18 protein-coding genes are annotated in these 19,915 nt (G+C 62.4%); 10 read left to right on the top strand and 8 right to left on the bottom strand.

Annotated features, from left to right (window positions below; translation table 11 throughout):
* Window positions 1–40 precede the first annotated feature (40 nt).
* The gene (locus tag AC097P_RS20490; RefSeq protein ID WP_479612287.1) at window positions 41–1,045 is read right to left on the bottom strand and encodes an aldo/keto reductase; all 1,005 of its coding nucleotides are present in this window, start codon (window positions 1,043–1,045) and stop codon (window positions 41–43) included.
* Between the two features lie 16 nt (window positions 1,046–1,061).
* On the opposite strand from AC097P_RS20490, the gene AC097P_RS20485 reads away from it, so the two are divergent.
* Complete coding sequence (locus AC097P_RS20485; protein WP_479612286.1) at window positions 1,062–1,415, top strand: hypothetical protein; 354 nt, start codon at window positions 1,062–1,064, stop codon at window positions 1,413–1,415.
* A 469-nt stretch (window positions 1,416–1,884) separates the two neighbouring features.
* Here the strand turns inward: AC097P_RS20485 and AC097P_RS20480 are convergent, their stop codons facing one another.
* Window positions 1,885–2,097 carry a hypothetical protein gene (locus tag AC097P_RS20480; RefSeq protein WP_479612285.1) on the bottom strand — a complete coding sequence of 71 codons (213 nt, stop codon included), beginning with the start codon at window positions 2,095–2,097 and terminating at the stop codon, window positions 1,885–1,887.
* 466 nt (window positions 2,098–2,563) lie between these two features.
* On the opposite strand from AC097P_RS20480, the gene AC097P_RS20475 reads away from it, so the two are divergent.
* Both AC097P_RS20475 and AC097P_RS20470 read left to right on the top strand, forming a co-directional pair.
* Window positions 2,564–3,070, top strand: coding sequence for a hemerythrin domain-containing protein (locus tag AC097P_RS20475; RefSeq protein ID WP_479612284.1), 507 nt, complete (start codon window positions 2,564–2,566; stop codon window positions 3,068–3,070).
* 103 nt (window positions 3,071–3,173) lie between these two features.
* Window positions 3,174–3,587: a CreA family protein gene (locus AC097P_RS20470; RefSeq protein WP_479612283.1), complete on the top strand. Its 414-nt coding sequence runs from the start codon at window positions 3,174–3,176 to the stop codon at window positions 3,585–3,587.
* 21 nt (window positions 3,588–3,608) lie between these two features.
* On the opposite strand, the gene AC097P_RS20465 is transcribed toward AC097P_RS20470, so the two are convergent.
* Window positions 3,609–4,025 (bottom strand): YccF domain-containing protein, encoded by a 417-nt coding sequence (locus AC097P_RS20465; RefSeq protein ID WP_479612282.1) that lies wholly within the window; start codon window positions 4,023–4,025, stop codon window positions 3,609–3,611.
* Window positions 4,026–4,056: 31 nt separating this feature from the next.
* On the bottom strand, window positions 4,057–5,412 hold the full coding sequence (locus AC097P_RS20460; RefSeq protein ID WP_479612281.1) for a lytic murein transglycosylase: 1,356 nt from the start codon (window positions 5,410–5,412) through the stop codon (window positions 4,057–4,059).
* 115 nt (window positions 5,413–5,527) lie between these two features.
* Between AC097P_RS20460 and AC097P_RS20455 the strand changes: the two genes are divergently transcribed.
* From AC097P_RS20455 to AC097P_RS20445, 3 genes are read left to right on the top strand one after another with little or no spacing between them, the layout of a single operon-like run.
* Window positions 5,528–8,575: a bifunctional diguanylate cyclase/phosphodiesterase gene (locus AC097P_RS20455; protein WP_479612280.1), complete on the top strand. Its 3,048-nt coding sequence runs from the start codon at window positions 5,528–5,530 to the stop codon at window positions 8,573–8,575.
* 6 nt (window positions 8,576–8,581) lie between these two features.
* Window positions 8,582–9,499: an RNA polymerase sigma-70 factor gene (locus AC097P_RS20450; protein WP_479612279.1), complete on the top strand. Its 918-nt coding sequence runs from the start codon at window positions 8,582–8,584 to the stop codon at window positions 9,497–9,499.
* 39 nt (window positions 9,500–9,538) lie between these two features.
* The gene (locus AC097P_RS20445) at window positions 9,539–9,997 is read left to right on the top strand and encodes a carboxymuconolactone decarboxylase family protein (RefSeq protein WP_479612278.1); all 459 of its coding nucleotides are present in this window, start codon (window positions 9,539–9,541) and stop codon (window positions 9,995–9,997) included.
* A gap of 125 nt (window positions 9,998–10,122) precedes the next feature.
* Here AC097P_RS20445 and AC097P_RS20440 read toward each other — a convergent pair whose 3' ends face one another.
* The gene (locus tag AC097P_RS20440) at window positions 10,123–11,046 is read right to left on the bottom strand and encodes a class I SAM-dependent methyltransferase (RefSeq protein WP_479612277.1); all 924 of its coding nucleotides are present in this window, start codon (window positions 11,044–11,046) and stop codon (window positions 10,123–10,125) included.
* Between the two features lie 67 nt (window positions 11,047–11,113).
* Here AC097P_RS20440 and AC097P_RS20435 point away from each other — a divergent pair, with 67 nt between their 5' ends.
* A complete protein-coding gene (locus AC097P_RS20435) occupies window positions 11,114–11,605 on the top strand; it encodes an acyl-CoA thioesterase (protein ID WP_479612276.1) in 492 nt (163 codons plus the stop codon).
* Here AC097P_RS20435 and AC097P_RS20430 read toward each other — a convergent pair.
* From AC097P_RS20430 to AC097P_RS20420, 3 genes are all read right to left on the bottom strand, one after another.
* Window positions 11,592–12,620 (bottom strand): MBL fold metallo-hydrolase, encoded by a 1,029-nt coding sequence (locus AC097P_RS20430; protein ID WP_479612275.1) that lies wholly within the window; start codon window positions 12,618–12,620, stop codon window positions 11,592–11,594. The two genes, AC097P_RS20435 and AC097P_RS20430, sit on opposite strands and share 14 nt — an antisense overlap.
* A 2-nt stretch (window positions 12,621–12,622) precedes the next feature.
* Window positions 12,623–14,239 carry a diguanylate cyclase domain-containing protein gene (locus AC097P_RS20425; protein ID WP_479612274.1) on the bottom strand — a complete coding sequence of 539 codons (1,617 nt, stop codon included), beginning with the start codon at window positions 14,237–14,239 and terminating at the stop codon, window positions 12,623–12,625.
* 268 nt (window positions 14,240–14,507) lie between these two features.
* Window positions 14,508–15,890, bottom strand: a complete 1,383-nt coding sequence (locus tag AC097P_RS20420) for an MFS transporter (RefSeq protein WP_479612273.1) — start codon at window positions 15,888–15,890, stop codon at window positions 14,508–14,510.
* 105 nt (window positions 15,891–15,995) lie between these two features.
* Between AC097P_RS20420 and AC097P_RS20415 the strand changes: the two genes are divergently transcribed.
* The 3 genes from AC097P_RS20415 to AC097P_RS20405 all read left to right on the top strand — a co-directional run bounded on the left by AC097P_RS20415 (window position 15,996) and on the right by AC097P_RS20405 (window position 19,914).
* On the top strand, window positions 15,996–16,904 hold the full coding sequence (locus AC097P_RS20415) for a LysR family transcriptional regulator (protein WP_479612331.1): 909 nt from the start codon (window positions 15,996–15,998) through the stop codon (window positions 16,902–16,904).
* 65 nt (window positions 16,905–16,969) lie between these two features.
* Window positions 16,970–17,728: a DUF3348 domain-containing protein gene (locus AC097P_RS20410; RefSeq protein WP_479612272.1), complete on the top strand. Its 759-nt coding sequence runs from the start codon at window positions 16,970–16,972 to the stop codon at window positions 17,726–17,728.
* Window positions 17,725–19,914 (top strand): DUF802 domain-containing protein, encoded by a 2,190-nt coding sequence (locus AC097P_RS20405; protein WP_479612271.1) that lies wholly within the window; start codon window positions 17,725–17,727, stop codon window positions 19,912–19,914. Before AC097P_RS20410 ends, AC097P_RS20405 begins: the two co-directional genes overlap by 4 nt.
* The last annotated feature ends 1 nt before the right edge of the window (window position 19,915 follow it).

Raw genomic sequence — 19,915 nt, 5'->3', positions numbered from 1 at the left:
GCAAACGCTGCACTGCGGGCGCTTGCACAGAGCTGCGTTCTCAGAAATCTTCCGTGTCGACTTCGCTATTTCCCTGTAGGTTGTAGCGCGACCCGACAACCGTCTTCTGGTTGAGCAAGGCATCCATCCGTGCCATCGTCGCCGCGTCCAGCACCACGCTACCTGCCTCAAGGTCTTCGGCGAGATGGGACAGGTTGGTGGTACCAGGTATGGGAATGATGTGCTCACCGCGGTGTAATAGCCACGCTATGGCCAATTGCGCCAGCGTGCAGCCCACCTCTTTTGCAACCTGTTTCAACCCAGTCACTAAACGCAGGTTGGCGCCGTAGTTGTCGGGTGCAAACCGCGGCATGCTGCGTCGTATATCGCCCGCGTGGAAGGCGTTCACATCCAGAGGCTTGTCGCACAACAGCCCCCGGCCCACTGGACTGAAGGCCACGAAGCTCACACCCAAATCCTTGCACGCTTCCAGCACCGCAATTTCGGGGTTGCGGGTGGCCAGTGAATACTCGGTTTGTACCGCGGCAATCGGGTGCTCGGCATGCGCGCGGCGCAGTGTGGCGGCAGACACCTCGGAGAGACCGATGCTGCGGATATGGCCTTTCTTCACTAGCTCGCCCAAGGCACCCACACTGTCTTCAATCGGTACCCTTTTGTCCCAGCGGTGCAAGTAGTAGAGGTCGATCACATCGGTCTGCAAACGGCGCAGGCTGTCTTCGCAGGTCTTGCGAAGCGTCAGTGGGTGTCCGTCGATGACCCGCACCAGCTTGCCATCGCCCCTTACATTAACACCCTGCATGCCACATTTGCTGGCCAGCGTAAGCTTTTGTCGGTGCGGCTTTAACACCTTTCCGACCAGCGTCTCGTTTGCACCAAAGCCATAGAGTGCTGCCGTGTCAAATAAGGTGACGCCCGCCTCCAGCGCCGACAGCAGCACGCGCTCGCCCTGTTCGGCAGACACCGGCGCGTCGTAACCGTGGCTGAGATTCATGCAGCCCAAGCCGATCGCGGAGACTTTAAATGGGCCTAGGGTGCGGGTTTGCATGGCGTTTTACAGCTGAATGAATGGTGAACAAAAGCTTAGTTTAGGGGATGGGTTCCCAAGCCTTTTTCGTGTGGGCAATCGCACAGACTTTTGTTGGGGTGCCTATTTAAATGAAGGATCTTCTTCAATGGAGGTTTCAATGGATATGCAACCCATGCAAACAACACAACTTCAGAAATCTTCTGCGGCAAGCATCCAACAGCCGCGCGACTTGACTTGGCTGGGCCTGGCGGATGACGCCGCGATGCTGAGTCGTGCCAGGGAGATTGCAACCCACAACCAGCAGACCAAACGTTCCGCTAAGGTCTTTGATGGCATGGTGAGCAAGCTCAACTCTCGGCAAATCGCAGAAGAAGGGTGGTTGGTATGACGGGCTCTACGATGACGACCACCCGAGCGGCTTGGAAAATTGCCATTGGCCTAAGCCTGCTGCAGTTGGCAACGCGGATGTTAAAGAATAAATTCAGAACTGTATTACCGGTTGCGCACCGCAACGCAGGGGGTGCGCTTGATACGGACCCCATTGCGGGGACAGCCAAGCCTGCAAGAGGATCAACGCACCGTAAGCACCCCAAAGTTACCGTTGCCGCTGGCAGGGCCTCACGACGCAAATGATTGGGCAAAAAACCGGCCCAGCAACCGGTTTTAGTCGCCCGGCTTGACGCGCAACTGGGCAAACCTGCAGTTGGAATCCTTCAGGATACTGACCTGGCCATTGATCTCTAGCACAGCGGCTTTCATATCCCCCAGTTCACAGTCCTCCTCCCGCAGGGCTGGTACGTGAACGTAAAACGGGCCCCGCATTTGCGGAGCCCCTTCAAGCACCAAGTCCAAGTTGATTAGCTGTTCTTGTGGCTTTGCTGACCAGCCTTCACGTGCTGCTCATGGGTGCCGCCCCGGGTGGTGCTGCCGGGAGAGTTTTGCTTGGAAGAGCCCTGGTCTTGTTGTTTCTCTTTAGAGGGTGCGCGGCCGCCTTTGTTTCCCTCGCTGCTGTTGGCATCGTTAGAGCCTTGTTGGCCGCCTGAATTGGAACCTGTTTTGCTGTTAGGCATGTAATTTCTCCGTGAGTTGAGGATGGCCGCCTGGTATGGACGGCGGGGAATTGCGACACTGCTTGTACAGCGTTGCAATAGGGGAGCAGGAAGAGCCCTGCGTATTCTGTTGGGGGGTGGAGCCACAGTCTTGTGTGGCGGTTGCGAGCGGACACGCCGCGGGGCATACATCGCAGGTGTCTTTGGCAATCGCCGGAAGATCTGTTTTCGTGACCATTGCATGAACTCTAGGTATCTGCCGCACGGTGCGCTGTGCGATATCGCACACTGAACACCGAGCATCAGAGCCAAACTGGATGCCATGTACTCGCTGCGGAGGCAAATCAAGCCTTGTACCCGGTGGCGGTTCGCATTGCCTTCAAGCCATAGACGATTGTTGCCGAGCGCACAGACCTGCAAGGGCATGGCCATTAGTCTCAGTAGCGGAAGACGAAAACCTTTTTCCACCCAGACAAGGAACCCGAACATGAGCGCCACCGATACATTTTCTCCTCAACCTGCAACCGCTTCTGGCTCAGAAGACGCCATTGCGCTGCTGATCAAAGACCACCGCGACGTGAAAAAGCTCTTCAACTCGTTTCAGGAATTAGCGGACGCACAAGCCCCTGCGGAACAGCGTTTGAGCGTTGCGAAGGAAATTTGCGAAGCGCTGTTGGCACACACCACCGTCGAGGAAGAAATCTTCTACCCTGCGATGCGTGACGCTGCTGACGATGCGGCAGACGAACTGGACGAAGCGGAAGTAGAACATTCAACGCTCCGAGAACTTATCGCTCAGATCAAAGCCATGGACCCTGATGAGGACCTGTACAACGCCAAAGTTAAGGTGCTCGGTGAGTACGTAGACCACCACGTACGCGAAGAAGAGAGTGAAATGTTTCCCAAAGCCCGTGAATCCGGTGTGGAGCTGGAAGAGATCGGTCAGGAAATCAAAGCGCGTAAAGAAGAGTTGCTAACGCCCGAACTTCCCTAAAGACGGTTCTCTGTGCCGCCCGGGGCTTAGGGCCTACATTAGCTGTATGAAAATACTCCGCTACTTTGCCTCCGCAATATCTATCCCATTTGTATGCGTTGCCATGGCGCAGCAAATAGGTGAGGTCGACACGGCATTCAAACTATTGGGCCCCGACCACAAGATAGTTGTGGAGGCGTTTGACGACCCGAAGGTGGCCGGCGTAACCTGCTATGTGTCGCGTTCCAAAGCCGGCGGCCTCAAAGGCGCGTTGGGCTTGGCGACTGAGAAGTCGGAATCGTCTATTGCCTGCAGACAGGTAGGGCCTATTTCATCCACGGCGCCTCTGCCTATGAGTGAAGAGGTTTTCAGCGAAAGCCGCTCCATCTTATTCAAAAAGATGCGGGTCGTGCGCATGGTGGACCCGGCGCGGCAGGTACTTCTGTACCTGACTTACACCGACAAGCTGATTGATGGCTCGCCCAAGAACAGCCTTACAGCTGTGCCCTTGAACGGGGCCAAACTGCAGTTCAAATAGCCACTACCTTCCCGTAAGCCTTTAGGCACCAACGCGGGCAGTGTTTTTGGCTACGATGGTTTTGCCTACTGGCGCCAGTGCCACAAGTGCGAGTTTTATGTGCTGCACACCAAAGGGTATACCGATGATGGTGACAAAGCATGCCAGCGCCGAAGCCAGGTGACCCAAGGCCAGCCACAGGCCGGCGAACACGAACCATATGACATTGCCGATAGTGCCCAAGGGGCCCGTGCCGATGTCTTCCACCCCGGTGATTGCGGCACGGCTCACGGCCTCTTGCCCAAAAGGAAAAAACGCAAACTGCCCGATGACGAAGCAGGCCTTGGCCCAAGGCAATCCCACAATGGTGAGGGCGCACAGCAGGCCGGCAAGCCACCAGCCCAGGCCCATGAAAAAACCGCCCAGTACAAACCACAGTAAGTTTCCGATAGTTCGCATTCCCTGATTCCCTCTGTTGCTTCGGTAGAGATTATTGCAGTCGCTGCAGTCGCTGCAGTCGCTGCAGTCGCTGCAGTCGCTGCAGGAGGTCCAGCGTAGGGAAGCCATCCGCCGGCAGGTCCAGGCTGCGCTGGTAACGACGGACGCCGCGCTGCGTGGCCGGTCCCGCCATGCCGTCGGGCGTGCCGGTGTCAAAGCCTTGCGCGTTCAGTGCCGTTTGCAGCTCCAACACCTGGTTGCGTGTCAGTACCTGCACGTCGCGCGGCCACGGTGTTTGCACGGCGGGGCCATTGGCCAGCCGTTGCGCCAGAAGGCCGACGGCTAGCGCGTAGCTGTTGGAGTTGTTGTAGCGCAGTAGGGTGCGGAAATTGGCGCCGATCAGAAAGGCCGGCCCGCGTGCACCGGCCGGCAGCAGCAGCGAAGCGTCGGTCAGCGTGGGCAGCGGTTTGCCGTCCATGGCGGTCACGCCCTCTGTGGCCCAGGCCGCACTGGGCTGGCGTATATCGCCATCGGCGCGGGCGTAGTCAAAGCCCGGCGGCAGGCGCACTTCCAGGCCCCAGGGCTGGCCAGCCTGCCAGCCGGACTTGGCGATGAAGTTGGCGGTGGAGGCCATCACATCGGGCACGCTGCCCCAGATGTCGCGCCGGCCGTCTCCATCAGCATCGACCGCATGCGCCAGAAAGACCGAAGGGATGAACTGCGTCTGGCCCATGGCGCCGGCCCATGAGCCGACCATTTGGTCCCGGGTAATGTCACCGCTTTGCAGAATCTTCAATGCAGCAAGCAGTTGGCCACGCGCCCACTCTTCGCGCCGGCCTTCAAAGCCCAGCGTTGCCAGTGCGTCGATGGCGGGGACATCGCCCATATGCGTGCCAAAATTGCTCTCCACACCCCAGATCGCCATCAGCACCTCTGCTGGCACACCGTAGCGTCTGGCCGCCGCTTCCACTGGCGCGCGCAGCTGCTGCAGCCTCTCTTTGCCGCGAGCGATGCGCGGGGCGGACACCGCGCTGTCTAGGTAGTCCCACACTGCGCGTGTGAACTCGGGCTGTGCCCGGTCGGATGTGATGACGTGCGGCAGGAAGCGTACATTGTCGAGCGCGTTGTGTAGCGTTGCCTGGTCTATGCCGGCCGCACGGGCGGTCGAGCGAAAGGCCTCAACCCAGCGCGCAAACTTTTGGCTGTGTTCTTCGTCGTTGGACAAATCTGGCCCGGGCTGGGCAGGCGCGGGCGGGATGGCTGCTGGAAGGGGTGTTATAGCGGTGGTGCTAGCCGGCGGGGCGGATGCACAACCGGCAATTGCCAGCGCCAATAGCAGGGTGGAGACAAGCCGGTTCCCTGCGGGGGCTGGTGCTCGGGCGGGGTGCTTTAGCAGCATATTTTTCATCGTGCCATTCTAGGTAGGCAGCCAGCAGCGAAAAGCTGTTTTATTGACCATAATTCCGAAGAACAATCGAAGCTTGCGTTAACGGCGTCGGCTCAGTGTCGCGGAGGCACTTCATATGTTGCAGTTCAAAAATTGGCTTGCTCAAAGACCGGTGTTCGCCGGCAACCACCGGCCCCTGGCCCTGACGGTTCTCGTCCTTTTGTGTATCTGGTGTGGGGCTGGGGCATGGTCCTGGTGGGCACGGTCCAGCGCCCTGTCATCGAATGCATTGTTGTTGGAGCAGCTGGCTGCAGCCGTGCAAACCCAGACCAAAAGTCTATTTAAGCAGGCCGAGTTAACACTGATAGTCGCGCGGCATTGGATAGAGCAGAACCCCCACGGCGACCCGACGCAGTCCCCCGAATTTATGGCCCTTGCTGACGCCCTGCGCCGGGAGTCCGACGGGATGCTTGACTTGCGCACCGTGACGCGCAGCGGTCAGGCGCATGCCATCACGGGCACGGTCAAATCCGGGGCGGTCGATGTCAGCGACCGCGACTATTTTCGGGTGCACTTAGATGATCCCCAGCGCGGCACTTTCATCGGCGTTCCCATCGTTGGGCGTATGACGAACCGAAACCTCATCCCCATTTCGGTACCCGTGCAGGATCCCAGGGGGGAGGTTGCTGTGCTGCTGGTCGCTATGGGGCTGGATCGTATTGCCGGCTCTCTGGAGGCACAGCGCACCAAGCCAGCGGGCAGCATTGGCATCGTTCGCGATGACGGGCTGCTGCTCCTGCGCATCCCTGCTGATGGCCAATTTGTCGGTCGCTCCATTGCCGGCGGACAGGCCTGGCAGCAGTACATGAGCCCCATGGCCAAGGGAAGCTACGAATCAGAGGTCAGCCTTTTTGACCAGCGGCCGCGCCTGGTGTCGTTCGCGAAGGTCGAAGGCCTACCGTTGGTTGTCTATGTCAGCGCAAGCAAGGACGATGTTTTGGCCACCTGGCGTGTCCATACGGCCATTCTGACCGGCATCGCCATGTTGCTGTCCATGGTCACCATGGTGGTGAGTTCGCTGTTGATAAGGGCATCGGCCGTGGCCAGAAGGTCCGACGCCATCGTTCAGTCAACGGATGAAGCCATCGTCGGCAAGTCGCTGGACGGCATTGTCAACAGCTGGAACCCCGGGGCAGAGCGCATGTTCGGCTACACGGCTTCGGAGATGCTGGGCCAGCCGGTGCTCAAGCTGTTGCCACCCGACCGGCAGAGCGAAGAAGCCGTCATACTGAACAGCATCCGCAACGGTCGCAGGGTCGACCATTTCGAGACCAAGCGGTTGCGAAAAGACGGGCGGATCATCGATGTATCGGTCACTATCTCACCCATAAGGGACGGCTCGGGGAAGGTGGTAGGTGCCTCCAAGATCGCGCGCGACATCAGTGAACAAATTGCCGCGACCCGGCGGCTGCGCCTCACGGCCAGTGTCTTTACCAATGCCAGCGAGGGCATATTGATTACAGACCGGGAAGGCCGTATGGTCGAGATCAACGATGCCTTTACCCGCATCACCGGCTACAACCGCGACGACGTTCTGGGCAGCACGCCGCAGATGTTCCGCTCCAGCCGCCAGGGGCCCGAGATATTCAAGGCCATGCGTGTGGCCCTGATACGCCACGGGGAGTGGAAGGGCGAGATGTGGAGCCGCAACAAAAATGGGGAGGCCTATTCGGTGTGGCTCACTGTCAGCCAGATCAAGGGGCGACGAGGCAAGGTCAGCAACTACGTCGCGTTGTTCTCGGATATCACGGCCCTGAAGCTGCAGCAGGAAAAGTTGGAGCACAGTGCGCATTTTGATCCGCTGACGGATCTGCCCAACCGCAGCCTGTTGTCAGACCGCCTGAACCAGGCCATGACCATGTGCCTGCGGCACCACTGCAGCCTGGCCGTCTTGTACATGGACCTGGACGGATTCAAGGCCATCAACGATCGGTATGGCCACAATGTCGGGGACCAGCTGCTCGTGGCTGTGTCCAGGCAGGTGAAGGCGATATTGCGCGATGTGGATACGCTGGCGCGGTTGGGCGGCGACGAGTTTGTCGCCGTGTTGACCGAAGTCGACAACGTGCAGGACTGCATTCATATGGCCAATCGAATATTGGACGCCTTCGCCCGCCCGGTGCTGGTCGAAGGCGCGCTACTGCATGTCACTGTCAGCATTGGGGTCACGATATATCCGCAAGACAATGCCGATGCCGACCATCTGATGCGGCACGCCGACCAGGCCATGTATGAGGCCAAGCAGAGCGGCAAGAACCGCTTCCACCTCTTTGATGCTGCGCAGGATGCAGAGGTCAAAAGCCGCAGCGTTCAGCAGGACATGGTTGCGATGGGCTTGGCCCGCAATGAATTCCTGCTGTACTACCAGCCCAAGGTCGATATGCACACCGGTGCAGTGCTGGGCGCTGAGGCCCTGATTCGCTGGCAGCATCCCGAGCGGGGCTTGCTGCCGCCGGGCGCATTCTTGCCCGCGATAGAACGGCATTCGTTAACCGAGGCAGTAGGCGCCTGGGTGCTGGACAGCGCGCTAAAGCAGATGAGCGAATGGAAAGCACAGGGTCTCGTGCTGGATGTCAGCATCAATGTCCCGGCGCGGCAGTTGCAGAATCCCAATTTTGTCAAACAGCTGGCAGAAACCCTGTCCCACTATCCAGATGTGTCGCCGCATTGCCTGGAGCTCGAAGTGCTGGAGACGAGTGCACTGGACGATATCGAGTCGACAGCGACCATCATGGAGGAATGCCACAGGCTGGGCGTGCGGTTTGCCATCGACGACTTTGGCACGGGCTATTCGTCGCTGACCTATCTGCGCCATCTGCCGGTGGAGACACTGAAGATCGACCAGAGCTTTGTACGCGACATGTTGGTGGACCGTGACGATCTGGCCATCGTCAAAGGCGTCATCGGTCTGGCTGCGGCGTTCCAGCGCGACTGCATAGCCGAAGGTGTCGAAACCGTGGACCATGGCACGCGCCTGATCAGCTTGGGGTGCATGGCGGCGCAGGGCTATGGCATTGCCCGCCCGATGCCGGCCTCCCAAATCGTGCAATGGTGTGCATCGTGGAAGCCGCCCCAAGCGTGGAGCGCGTACAGCGGTCACAAAACGCTGCTGCGAAACGTCTAGCTATGCATGAACGACGATCGCACCCATAACTTCAACCTTCTGCGACCTCGCCTGCAGGGCATTGCCTACCGCATGCTGGGTTCGTCCGCCGAGGCCGAGGACATCGTCCAGGACGCCTGGTTGCGCTGGCATGCGGTGGATGCGGGGAGCCTGGACAGCACTGAGGCCTGGCTGGTCTCGGTCACCACGCGCCTGGCCATAGACCGGCTGCGTGCCGCCAAGGTTCAGCGTGCACACTATGTCGGCACCTGGCTGCCCGAGCCCCTGCTATCCGAGTCTCCGTTGTCACCCGAGCAATTGCTTGAGCGTGCTGACGATGTGTCGGTCGCCTTTTTGACACTGCTGGAGCGCTTGGCGCCCGAGGCCCGCGCTGCCTATCTGTTGCGCGAGGTCTTCGATGCGGACTATGGTGAGGTGGCAGAGGCATTGGGCAAGACGGAGCCGGCATGCCGACAGCTGGTGCACCGCGCGAAGGCGCAACTGCAGGACCAACGGCCCCGTTACACCGTGGCACGGGAAACCCAGTTGAAGCTGCTGCGCGGCTTTGCCGACGCCGCCGCGCGCGGAAGTTTCCACGCGCTCAAGGAAATGCTGGCCGCAGATGCGCAATTGGTAGGCGACGGCGGGGGCAAGGTACCCAGCGTTGGCGTACCACTGGTGGGCGGCCCCCGCATCGCGCAGCTGTACCTGGCCACCTACCTGCGCTTTCCCGGCGCGGTGCGCTACGAAGTCGTGGTGCTGAACGGGCAATGGGGTTTGCTGCGCTTTGTCCAGGGTGTGCTGGAGTCGGCGCAATCGCTGGAAACGGACGGGGAACGCATCGTGCGCATCCACTCCCAGCGCAATCCGGACAAGCTGGTCCGCATCGCGGCTGCGCTGGGCCGCGATGCGCCTGTCACAAACGTGCCGCACCGGACGTCTTGAGTCTGTGCAAACCGCACGGCAACCCATCAAAGTAAAACCATGAACGAAGCCCGTCTCCCCTGGACCACGCTGTCTCCCAAGTCCTACCAAGCGATGGCCAACGCCAGCGCCACGCTGGCCCCATCCTCCCTCGGCTCCGCACTCATCGAACTGGTGCAAACACGCGTATCACAGATCAACGGCTGCGCCTTTTGCCTGGACATGCACGTGCGCGATCTGCGTAAAGCTGGCGAAGGCTGGCAACGCATCAACAGCGTGGCAACCTGGCGCGAAGTGGGCTTGTACAGCCAACGTGAACGCGCTGCGCTGAACTGGGCAGAATCCTTGACCCGCCTGGCCGACAACTACGCCAACCGCGACGCGGACTTCGAACAACTCAAGGGCCAGTTCAGCGACCAGGAGATCGTCGAGCTGAGCTGGGCGATTGCGATGATCAACACCTGGAACCGCATGGCCATCGGCATGCAGGCGCCGGTAGTAGAGAAAACCATCGCTTGACCAGCAGATAACCCCCTGAGATTGGGGCACGCTGCGCAAGCCTGTGCGCATGGAGGCGGTGAATCTGGGCAACGTCAGATTTTCGTGGATGGTGCCTCAGCTGATCGGGCAGGCCGACACGGCGCTCAGTCGGGTGCTTGGTAGACCAGAACTTTCAGCGAACGCTCGGCCGACACGTCGGCAAACACCGGCGGGTTCGGCACGCGCTGCACAAACCGGAGTTCGGGCGCCAGTGCCTGCATCTGCTCTTGCAGGAAGGCCATGTCCAGCTCGGGCGCGTTGAGGCACAGCAGCGCATGGCCGCCAGCCTCCAGCAGCTCGGGCAGGCGGCGCATCAGGCGCGCATAGTCCTTCGTTGCGACAAAACTGCCCTTCTGGTAACTGGGCGGATCCACGATGATCAGGTCGTAAGGGCCGCCGCGGGTTATCTTGCCCCAGGTGGTGAAGATGTCGTGCGCCAGAAAACCCGCGCCAGACGTCAGCCCATTGAGCTGGTGGTTTTGCTGCCCTATGGCCAGCGCGCCGTGGCTCATGTCCAGATTGCTGACGTGCCGGGCGCCTGCCAGCCGAGCCACCACCGAAAACGCGCAGGTGTAGGCGAACAGATTCAGCACCTTCTGATCACGTTGGGTGGCGACATGCTCGCGCACCCAGCGCCTGCCCTCGGCCATGTCCAGAAAAAGGCCATGGTTTTGCCCCTTCAGCACGTGGACTAAAAAGCGGGCGCCGTTCTCGGTGACCACATGCGGGCTGGGCACGCCGCCGGCCATCAGCCGGGTTTCGGTCTTGCCCTCCAGCCGGCACTGGTAGATCCAGTTCAGCGCCTGGTTGGGCGCGATGGCACGCAGGCGCGTGGACAGGGCGACATCAACAGTAGCCAGTGCATCGTCGGTCAGGGCCTGGAAGCTGGTCAGTACCCAGACCGGTGGGTAAAAGTCCAGCGCCAGGTGCTCGCAGCCCGGGTGCAGGCCACCACGGCCGTGGAACAGGCGCCGGGCATCGGCGGGCAGGGCGGCCATCTGTGCGATGGCGTTGAGCAGGGCTTGCATGGTCGGTCAGGGGTGGGGTTGAAGGCATCGCGCAGGCGACACCGCTGGCCAGAGCGCGCAGATTAACATGGTCCTTTTTAAACGAACGCTATCCGCCGCCATGACCATGGTCTGGGACTATCCAACGCCTTTCACGCTGCCCGCGGTACCGCAACCCGGCGACATCGATGGCCTGAACCACACCAACAACGCCGTGTACGTGCAATGGTGCGAGAAGATTGCCTGGGCGCACTCCGAGGCCTTGGGGCTGGCCCTGGCGGACTACCAGCGGCTGGACCGGGCCATGGCCATCCGCCGCGGCGAATACGACTACCTGCTGCCCACGGCCGTGCACGAAGAACTGACGATGGCAACCTGGCTGATGGCCACCACCAGCAAACTGAGCATGGAGCGGCGCTTCCAGCTGGTGCGCAACCGCGACCAGGCCACGATACTGCGCGGCCGCTGGGAACTGGTGTGCATCGAACTCAGCACCGGCCAGGCGCGGCGCATGCCGCCGGAGTTTTGCCAGACCTATTTGCCGGCGGGCGTGGCGGCGACGGACATCACAAGCCGCTGAATACGTCCATCGCCGTCCACGGCAGCGGCAGGCGAATGTCCACATGCTCCGCCGCACCGCGTGCGGTCAAAAACTGCATGGATACATCGAACTTGTCCAACGGCGGCGGCAGCGGCTGCATGGGCTGGTCGGCGGGTAGCCAGAAATCGTCCCAGTGGATAGGGATCACACGTTTGGCACCCGTCGTCTGCACGACTTCGCGCCAGTAGTCCTGGCGGTGCGCATCGCTGCGCTGGCCCATGGTGCCTATGCCCAGCAGCACCACCTCGGCCTTGACGCCTTGCAGCGCGCCGGGCACAAAGCCGGCACTGCCAGTGATCAGCACCGAGCGCCCGTCATGCTGCACCAGCATCGCGTAGCTCTGGCCTTCCTTGTACTCGGACGTGCGCACAGGTGGCTTCAGCGGCTGCGTGATCTCGCCACCGGTAAAGCCAGTGGGTGCATGCAGTCCTGGAAACAGCGTAATGGTGAAGCGACCGTACTGCATGGGCTGGCCCAACTTTGCGACCTGGATCTGTGCCGAGGGTAGGCCCCAGCCGCGGCCCACATTTGCAGTGGACTCCGAACCCAGCAGCGTGGCACCGGTGCGCAGCGCCACCTCGGGCGCGTCCATCGCGTGGTCGTAGTGGGAGTGCAACGGAATCACCGCTGCCAGCTTGCCGCTACGCCCCGGTGCTGCCGGCTGGTCCTTGAGCCGGATGCCCGCGCGTGCCAGGCCGCGTGTGATGTTGTTCAGGTCAGGTTCGACCTTGCCCAGAAAGCTTTGCATGCGGTCGGGCCGTGAGAAGAAGCCGTCGGTCAGGATGGCCGTCTCGCCGTCGTCCAGCAGCAGTGTTGCCACGCCCAGAAAGCTGACGCGCAGGGGTGCGGCCACTGGCTGGACTTCTTTCTTCCAGTCCAGCGCCGTATACGGCAGTAACGAGGGGTGTTGCCGCAGCATCCACGCCAGCGCCGCGATGCCGAGCACCAACAGTAGCGCGATGGCAAGGGCCGCCCACTTCAGAAATCGCTTCATCTTCAACTTTCAGGAAAGGAATGGAACTGTGAATTGTTGCGACCCTGGGCCTTGACCTGGTACATCGCCGAGTCTGCATTGCGCACCAGCGCGTCCAGCGTGGTGCCGTCCTGCGGGTAGCTGCTGATGCCTATGCTGGCGGTGACCTGCAGGCGGTGTTCTCCCAGTGCATGTTCGGGTTGTAGCGCGGTGCGGATTTTCCCGGCGATGTGGGCCACTGCGTGGACGCTGTGGTCTTCTTCCACCAGTACGACGAATTCATCGCCGCCCATGCGGGCAACCAGGTCACCTTCGCGCACGCACAGCCGCACGCGCCTGGCCACGGCCTGCAGCAGCAAGTCGCCGACGCGGTGGCCATGGTTGTCGTTGACGCTCTTGAAGTGGTCCAGGTCAATGAACAGAATAGAAAAGCTGCCGCCGCGGCGCTCGGCTCGGTGCAGCGCGCGGCTAACGGTGTCCATGAACATGGCCCGGTTGGGCAGGCCGGTCAACTCGTCGTGGAAAGCCCGGTGGCGCAATTCCTCCTGGGCCCGTTTGCGGTCGTCGATATTGTTGATAGCCGTCAGCAGGCAGGCCTGCCCGCCCATCAGCAGGCGCTGCGACGACATCGACACCCAAAATGCATTGCCGTTTTTGTCCTGCATGTGGACCTCTCGGTCGCGCATCGTGCCTTGCGTGCGCAGCACCTCCAGTACACGGATTCGCTCTGCCGGGTCGACGTAGAAGTCCTCCGTGGTGAGACCGTTCAACTCTTCGGCGCCGACGCCAAACTGCGCCAGCGCGCGTTCGTTGGCGTAGACCACGTGGTAATCGGGAAGGCTGACGACAATGATGGGCAGCGGTGCAAATTGCAGCAGGTTGCGCAACTGGGTTTCTCTGTCCAGCAGGGCTTGCTGGAATCGCTCGTTCTGCTGCACCATGCGGCGCGACGCTAAGTAGGCCGCTGCCAGCAGTATGGGCACCATGCCCAACATCGCCAAACGCAATAGGGCATTGGTACGGCGCGAGACTTCGCCCAGCACGAGGGAAAACTCGTCCTCCAGCGGGGTCAGTTGCGCATTGATGCGGTCCAGCTGTGCCAGGAACAAGCGCTGCGTACCCTCGTCCAGGCTGGCGCCTTGCGCTGCCATGTGTATCTGCGCACCCAGCGCGATCAACTGGTCGATGTGGGCATCAGCGGCGGCCCAAACGGCAACAGCTCTGGCCAATTCTGGTGCCCAGCGCAAGCTGCTGTACAGACGAATCATGCCGTCCACATCATCGGGGTGGTTGCGGCCCTGCAGAAATCCACTGGCTGCACGCTGCCAGTCGGGTTCTGGCTTGTCCATTTCGAGCCGGGCCTGGCGATCGCCCAAGCTGACCTTGAGTGCATCTTCAAAGGCCCGATAGTCCTGTGGCTTCTGCTCGGACACGTAGCGGGACAGTGCCATGACGGCATCTTTTTGTGCCTTGGACCACAGCGCCTCGCCCCCCACATAAGCCCGGGTGGCCGACATCAAGCCAAAGCTGTAGTAGGCGAAGGCCATCAGCCCCACGACAATCGCAACGAAAATCCAGATGATCAACAGCAGTCGGCGGCTGATACCGACGGGTGGGGTTGCCATGGCGTGACGTAGCATGCAGTTCCTTGGGCGGGCCGATACTCCGCCGTTATTGTCTGCAATTTACCCGTGGTGGCCGGGCCCGCAAGCCGGCGATTTGTCCCCAAGTGTTACGGTTGTACGGTGGCCGGGCTGGGCGTCTGGCGGCGTGGCGTATATGCCAAATCGGGCTGTAGCCCTCGTGCAGAGCGCGTAAGCAGCTATCATTTTCATAGTTGTTTCTGCCGACAGCACGTCCGTCGCCCTGTGACAAGCCTGTCACAGCGGCTGATCGTCTGCGCAGAGGTCAGGGGTATGAGATCGCCCGCTTCAGGTCTGGTCCCGTGGCGACCGTGAGCGCGGCAACCAGCAGTGCCACCGCCACCGCAAATGTGGCTTGCAGGCCCGTAGTCACGTCTGGGGCCCATGCGAAAACCGCACCCATCGCCGATGCACCAGTGATCAGCCCCAGGTTGCGCGCCAGGCTCAGCATGCCGGAGACGACACCCCGCTGGTCCACCGGCACATCCACCATGACAGCCGTGTTATTGGCGGCCTGGAACAGCTGGTAGCCCGGTGTCAGCACGGCTATCGCGGCAACATAGCCTGCAAGACCGTACACCGCTGGCAGCACGCACAGTGCCAGCGACGCCACCACCATGGCGATCAGCCCGGCCATGACCATGGACTGTGCACCGAAGCGGTCCACAACACGCCCCGCCAACACCCCGCACAGCGCGGAGATCACAGGCCCCAGCGCCAGCACCAGCCCGACCATGGCCGGCGTAAGCCCCAGGCCGCGCGCCAGGTAAAACGGCCCCACGACCAGCGTTGCCATCATCACGGTGGCGACCAGAACGTTGGCTGCCAGGCTGGCGCGCAGGGCCGCGTTGCGGAACAGGCCCAGCCGCAGCAGCGGAGACGCCACGCGGGACTGGGTGAAGATGAATAGCCCGCCAACCAACACTGCGCCCACCAGCAGGGCCGCATGGCCCAAACCGAAGCCGCCCGCACCGCCACCGGTGCCGGTGGTCATGGCCAACGCGTAGGCCGCCAGCGCCACGGCCAGCAGCAGCGTGCCGAGCGCGTCGAAGCCTATGGCTGGCGTTTTGGGCCGGGTCGGGTCTGCGGGCAGGGCGCGGTAGGCCAGCAGCAAGGCCAACATACCCAGCGGCACTTGGACCCCAAACAAGGCTTGCCAGCCGACCCCAGCGATCAGCACGCCACCGAGCGAAGGACCCAGCGCCGTACCAACGGCAGACACAGTGCCGAGCAGGCCCATCGCGCTGCCCGTCCTGTCCTTGGGTACCGTCTCGGTCACCAAGGCCAGGCTCAGCGCCATCATTGTGGCAGCGCCCAGGCCCTGCAGAGCCCGCGCCGCGACCAACAGGCCCAGCGTTGGGGCCACGCTGCACAGCAGCGCTGCGCCCGTGAACACCGCGATGCCTGCCAACAGCAGCCGACGCCGGCCCAGCAGGTCGCCGAGCCGGCCCGCGCCAACCACCAGCGTCGTGATGGCCAGCAGGTAAGCCAGCACGACCCACTGCACCTGCTGAAACGGTGCCTGAAAGGCCTGTGCCAGCGTCGGCAGGCCCACGTTGGCGATGCTGGTCCCCAGAGAGGACAGCAGCATGGACAGCGCCAGGCTGGCGAGCGCCGCGTTGGTTTTGGTAGGGAGTTTTTGGAGCATGCTGCAAGCGTAGGTCTGTGGCATACAAAGCGCAAGACGCAGCATTTGCACTTTATTCGTGCGTTTTACGCCATGTCATCTCCCGAATTGCGCTATGGTGGCTGCATGACGGCACCCGATCTCAACCTATTGGTCACACTGGACGTACTGCTGGCCGAGGGCAGCGTCGCCGGCGCCGCCCGGCGTTTGCGGCTCAGCCCGTCGGCAATGAGCCGCGCACTGGCACGCCTGCGGGAGACCACGGGTGACCCCTTGCTGGTGCGGGCTGGGCGGGGCTTGGTGCCCACACCCCGGGCCCTGGCCTTGCGCGCGCAGGTGGGCCAGCTGGTACAGGACGCCACTGCGGTGCTGCGCCCGGCGGACACTATCGACTTGCAGCAGTTGGACCGCAGCTTTACGCTGCGCACGCGTGAAGGCTTCGTCGAAAACTTTGGTGCCGACCTGATCGCACGCGTGGCGCGCGAGGCCCCGCGCGTGCGGCTGTGCTTTGTGCCCAAGCTGGACAAGGACAGCGCGCCACTGCGCGACGGCACGGTCGATCTGGAAACCGGTGTCGTAGGGGATGAGCAAGGGCCGGAGCTGCGTGCGCAGGCGCTGTTCAGTGACCGTTTTGTCGGTGTCGTGCGCTTGGGGCATGCGCTGTGCAAAGGTGAGATCACGCCCGAACGCTATGCCGCCAGCCGCCACATCGACGCAACACACCGCGGCGCAGGCAGGGGTCGCGTGGATGACGCGCTGCTGGCAGTGGGGCTGGAGCGTACCCTGGCCACCGCGGTGGGCGGTTTTGCAACCGCGCTGGGGCTGGCCCGTGCCTCCGACCTGGTCGCCACTGTGCCCGAATGGCACACCGGCAAGCTGCGCGACGGCATGCACAGCTTTGCATTGCCGGTGGCCGTGCCGGCCTTTACCGTGTCCCTGCTGTGGCACCCCCGCATGCAGGCAGACCCGGCGCACCGTTGGCTGCGGGCCTGCGTGCTGGAAGTCTGCGGCAACCCAGCCGCACGGCCCATGTAAAATCGCGCCCCACCATCCGATGGCGGTGCGTTGACCCGAACCCCTTCTTTTCTATGACGCGAGCCTTGACGCGTACAAACTTCCACAGCTCCCGACTCATCCGTACCCTTGCCGACCTGGCCGTTGTAGAGACTGCCGGGCCGGTGACTGCTGTGGGCGAGAAACTGGGGCAGTGGATTGACTTTGCGGACGCAATTGCGCTAACCGGCGTGCTCAACGCCAGCAAGCTCGACGCCCAGGCCGCACTGCTAACCGCGCCAGGCGCTGCCTTGGCGCAAGCGTTTGCAAAAGCCCGGGCCAGCCTGGAGAGCGTGATCACCAAAAGTGGGACCCCGGCCAATGGCCGCGCGCGGGCCGATTTGAGTCTGCCGGCACTGGATGCACCGCTGGACGACACCAAGGTCTATGCCCCGTTTCGCCGCTACCACCAGGCCCACCAGCGTGACATGGAAAACAGTGTTCGCAGCCTGCGGACCAAGGTGCGCGACGGGGTTGCCGCGGCATCCCCCGCACTGCGGCAACTGGTAGCGCTGGACGCGGCGTTCGAAGGCATTCTGGGTGAGCGCGAAGCGCGCCTGCTGGCAACAACGCCCAGCCTGATGGAAAAACGTTTCAATCACCTGCGCAAGGCGCACCTGCAGTCGCGGCAGGACCTGCCGCCAGAAGAAGACAAACCAGAACTCTGGATGAAACCTGGAGCGTGGCTCGCGCGCTTCTGCACGGAACTCCAAACGGTGCTGCTCGCGGAGCTGGACCTGCGCCTGCAACCAGCGGTAGGCCTGCTGGAAGCACTGCACAACGAGAAAACTTTACAACCCGTATGAACAAACCATTTTTTGCCGGCGCCTTTGCGCTGGGTGCCATCGCAGTTGCGTGGGTGGCGGCCGGATTCCTGGGCTCCGCCAACGCGCTAGCCTTGCTGGTGACGGCCGCCATTGCTGCGGTCTATGGGCTGGGCGCACTGGAGCTGTACCGTTATCGCCAGGCTACCGCGACGCTGACGGCTGCGCTGGCCGCGATTCCGCCAAATCTGCCCAGCCTGGGAGGCTGGCTGGGCTCTGTGCATGCCACGCTGCAAAACCCGGTGCGCTTGCGCATCGAGGGCGAACGCGTGGGCCTGCCCGGCCCCGGGCTGACGCCCTACCTGGTCGGCCTGCTGGTGATGCTGGGCATGCTGGGCACGTTCCTGGGCATGGTCGTCACGCTCAATGGCGCGGTGTTTGCATTGGAGAGCACGGCCGATCTGCAGGCGATACGCTCCGCTTTTTCTGCCCCCATCAAGGGCCTGGGTTTGTCGTTTGGCACGTCGGTGGCTGGCGTGGCCACGTCGGCCATGCTGGGGCTGATGTCGGCCATTTGCCGACGCGAACGGATGGCGGTGGCGCAGGGGCTGGACACGGCCATAGCCACCACGCTGCGCGGCTTTTCGCTGACCTACCAGCGGCAGGAAACCTTCAAGGCCCTGCAGCTGCAGTCGCAAGCCCTGCCCGTGGTTGTAGACCAGATACAGGCCATGATGGCGCAGATGGAGGCCATGGGCCGCCAGCTTAACGAGCGGCTGCTGGGCAACCAGGAGGCCTTTCACAGCGGTGTCAAAGGCGTCTATACCGAGCTGGCCAGCTCGGTGGGCCAATCGCTGCGCGACAGCCTGAGCCATAGTGCAACTGCGGTCAGCGCCAGCATACAGCCTGTGTTTGAAGCCACGATGGCAGGTATCGCACAAGAAGCACGAGCGCTGCACGGGCGTCTGGTCGACACGACGCAGGCCCAGCTGGATGGCATTTCCACGCGCTTCAACGCCACGGCGACCACGGTGACCGAAGCGTGGACGGCAGCGGTGGTCAAACAGGAGCGCAGCAATGCCACGCTGGTCGCCGGTTTGGGCCAGTCGCTGAACGCGTTTGCGCAGACTTTCGAACAACGCTCCGCAGGCCATCTGGTTGCGGTGCACGACGCGTATGCCGCGCTGCAGTCGGACCACACGGCCAGCGACCGCGAGCGCCTGCAGGCATGGGTGGTGGCGCAAGCATCCATCGCCGCAGGCTTGCAACAGGAATGGCAGCGCAGCGGTGCCGATACGCTGGCGCAGCAACAGCTGATCTGCAGCACGCTGACCGCCACCGCGCAAGAGATGGCGGCGCAGGCCCAGGCCAGCGCCAGCCAAACCCTGCAGGGCATTGCCGACCTGGTGGCCAGCTCCGAGGAATTGGTGCGCACCCGCATCGCCAGCGAAGCCGCGTGGACGGAGCAGCACACCGCGCGCATGGACGACGCCGTCGGCACGGTGCGCGCCGAGCTGCTTGCGCTGCGCGATGCAGAAGCCCTGCGTGGCCAAGCCGCGGTGGACCGACTCGGTGAACTGCAGACCGCGTTGACGGCGCACCTGACAACGCTGGGCACCGCGCTCGAAGAGCCCATCACCCGCCTGATTGAGACCGCATCCGAGGCGCCCCGCGCCGCGGCCGAAGTGATTGGCAAGCTGCGCGAGGAAGTGTCCAGCAGCGCGGCCCGCGACAACGAACTGCTGGAAGAACGCGGCCGCATCATGGCCACGCTAGGCTCGCTGCTGGATGCCATCAACCACGCATCCGTGGAGCAGCGCACCGTCATCGATTCGCTGGTCGCGTCATCGGCGGTGGCACTGACCCAGGCGGGCAACCAATTCGCCGAGAAGGTGGACGCAGAGGCCGTCAAGCTGGCTGACATTGCCGCCCAAGTGACCGGCAGCGCGGTCGAGGTGTCGGCGCTGAGCGAATCGTTCAACTTTGCGGTGAAGTCGTTCAACGACGCGAACGAGAAGCTTATTTCCAATCTGCAGCGCATCGAAGGCGCGATGGACAAGTCCATGGCCCGCAGCGACGAGCAGCTGGCCTACTACGTGGCGCAGGCCCGCGAGATCATTGACCTGAGCATCCTGTCGCAGAAGGAAGTGTTCGAAGCCTTGCGCCAACTACCAGCTCAACCAGCCCAACCAGCCCAGCAGGCGCAGGTCGCTGAAGAGGTGGCCTGAG

The organism is Rhodoferax sp. ZS1R8, from assembly GCF_056521325.1.
The sequence above is the reverse complement of the archived record's forward strand: the minus strand, read 5'-3'. Positions and strand labels throughout refer to the sequence as shown.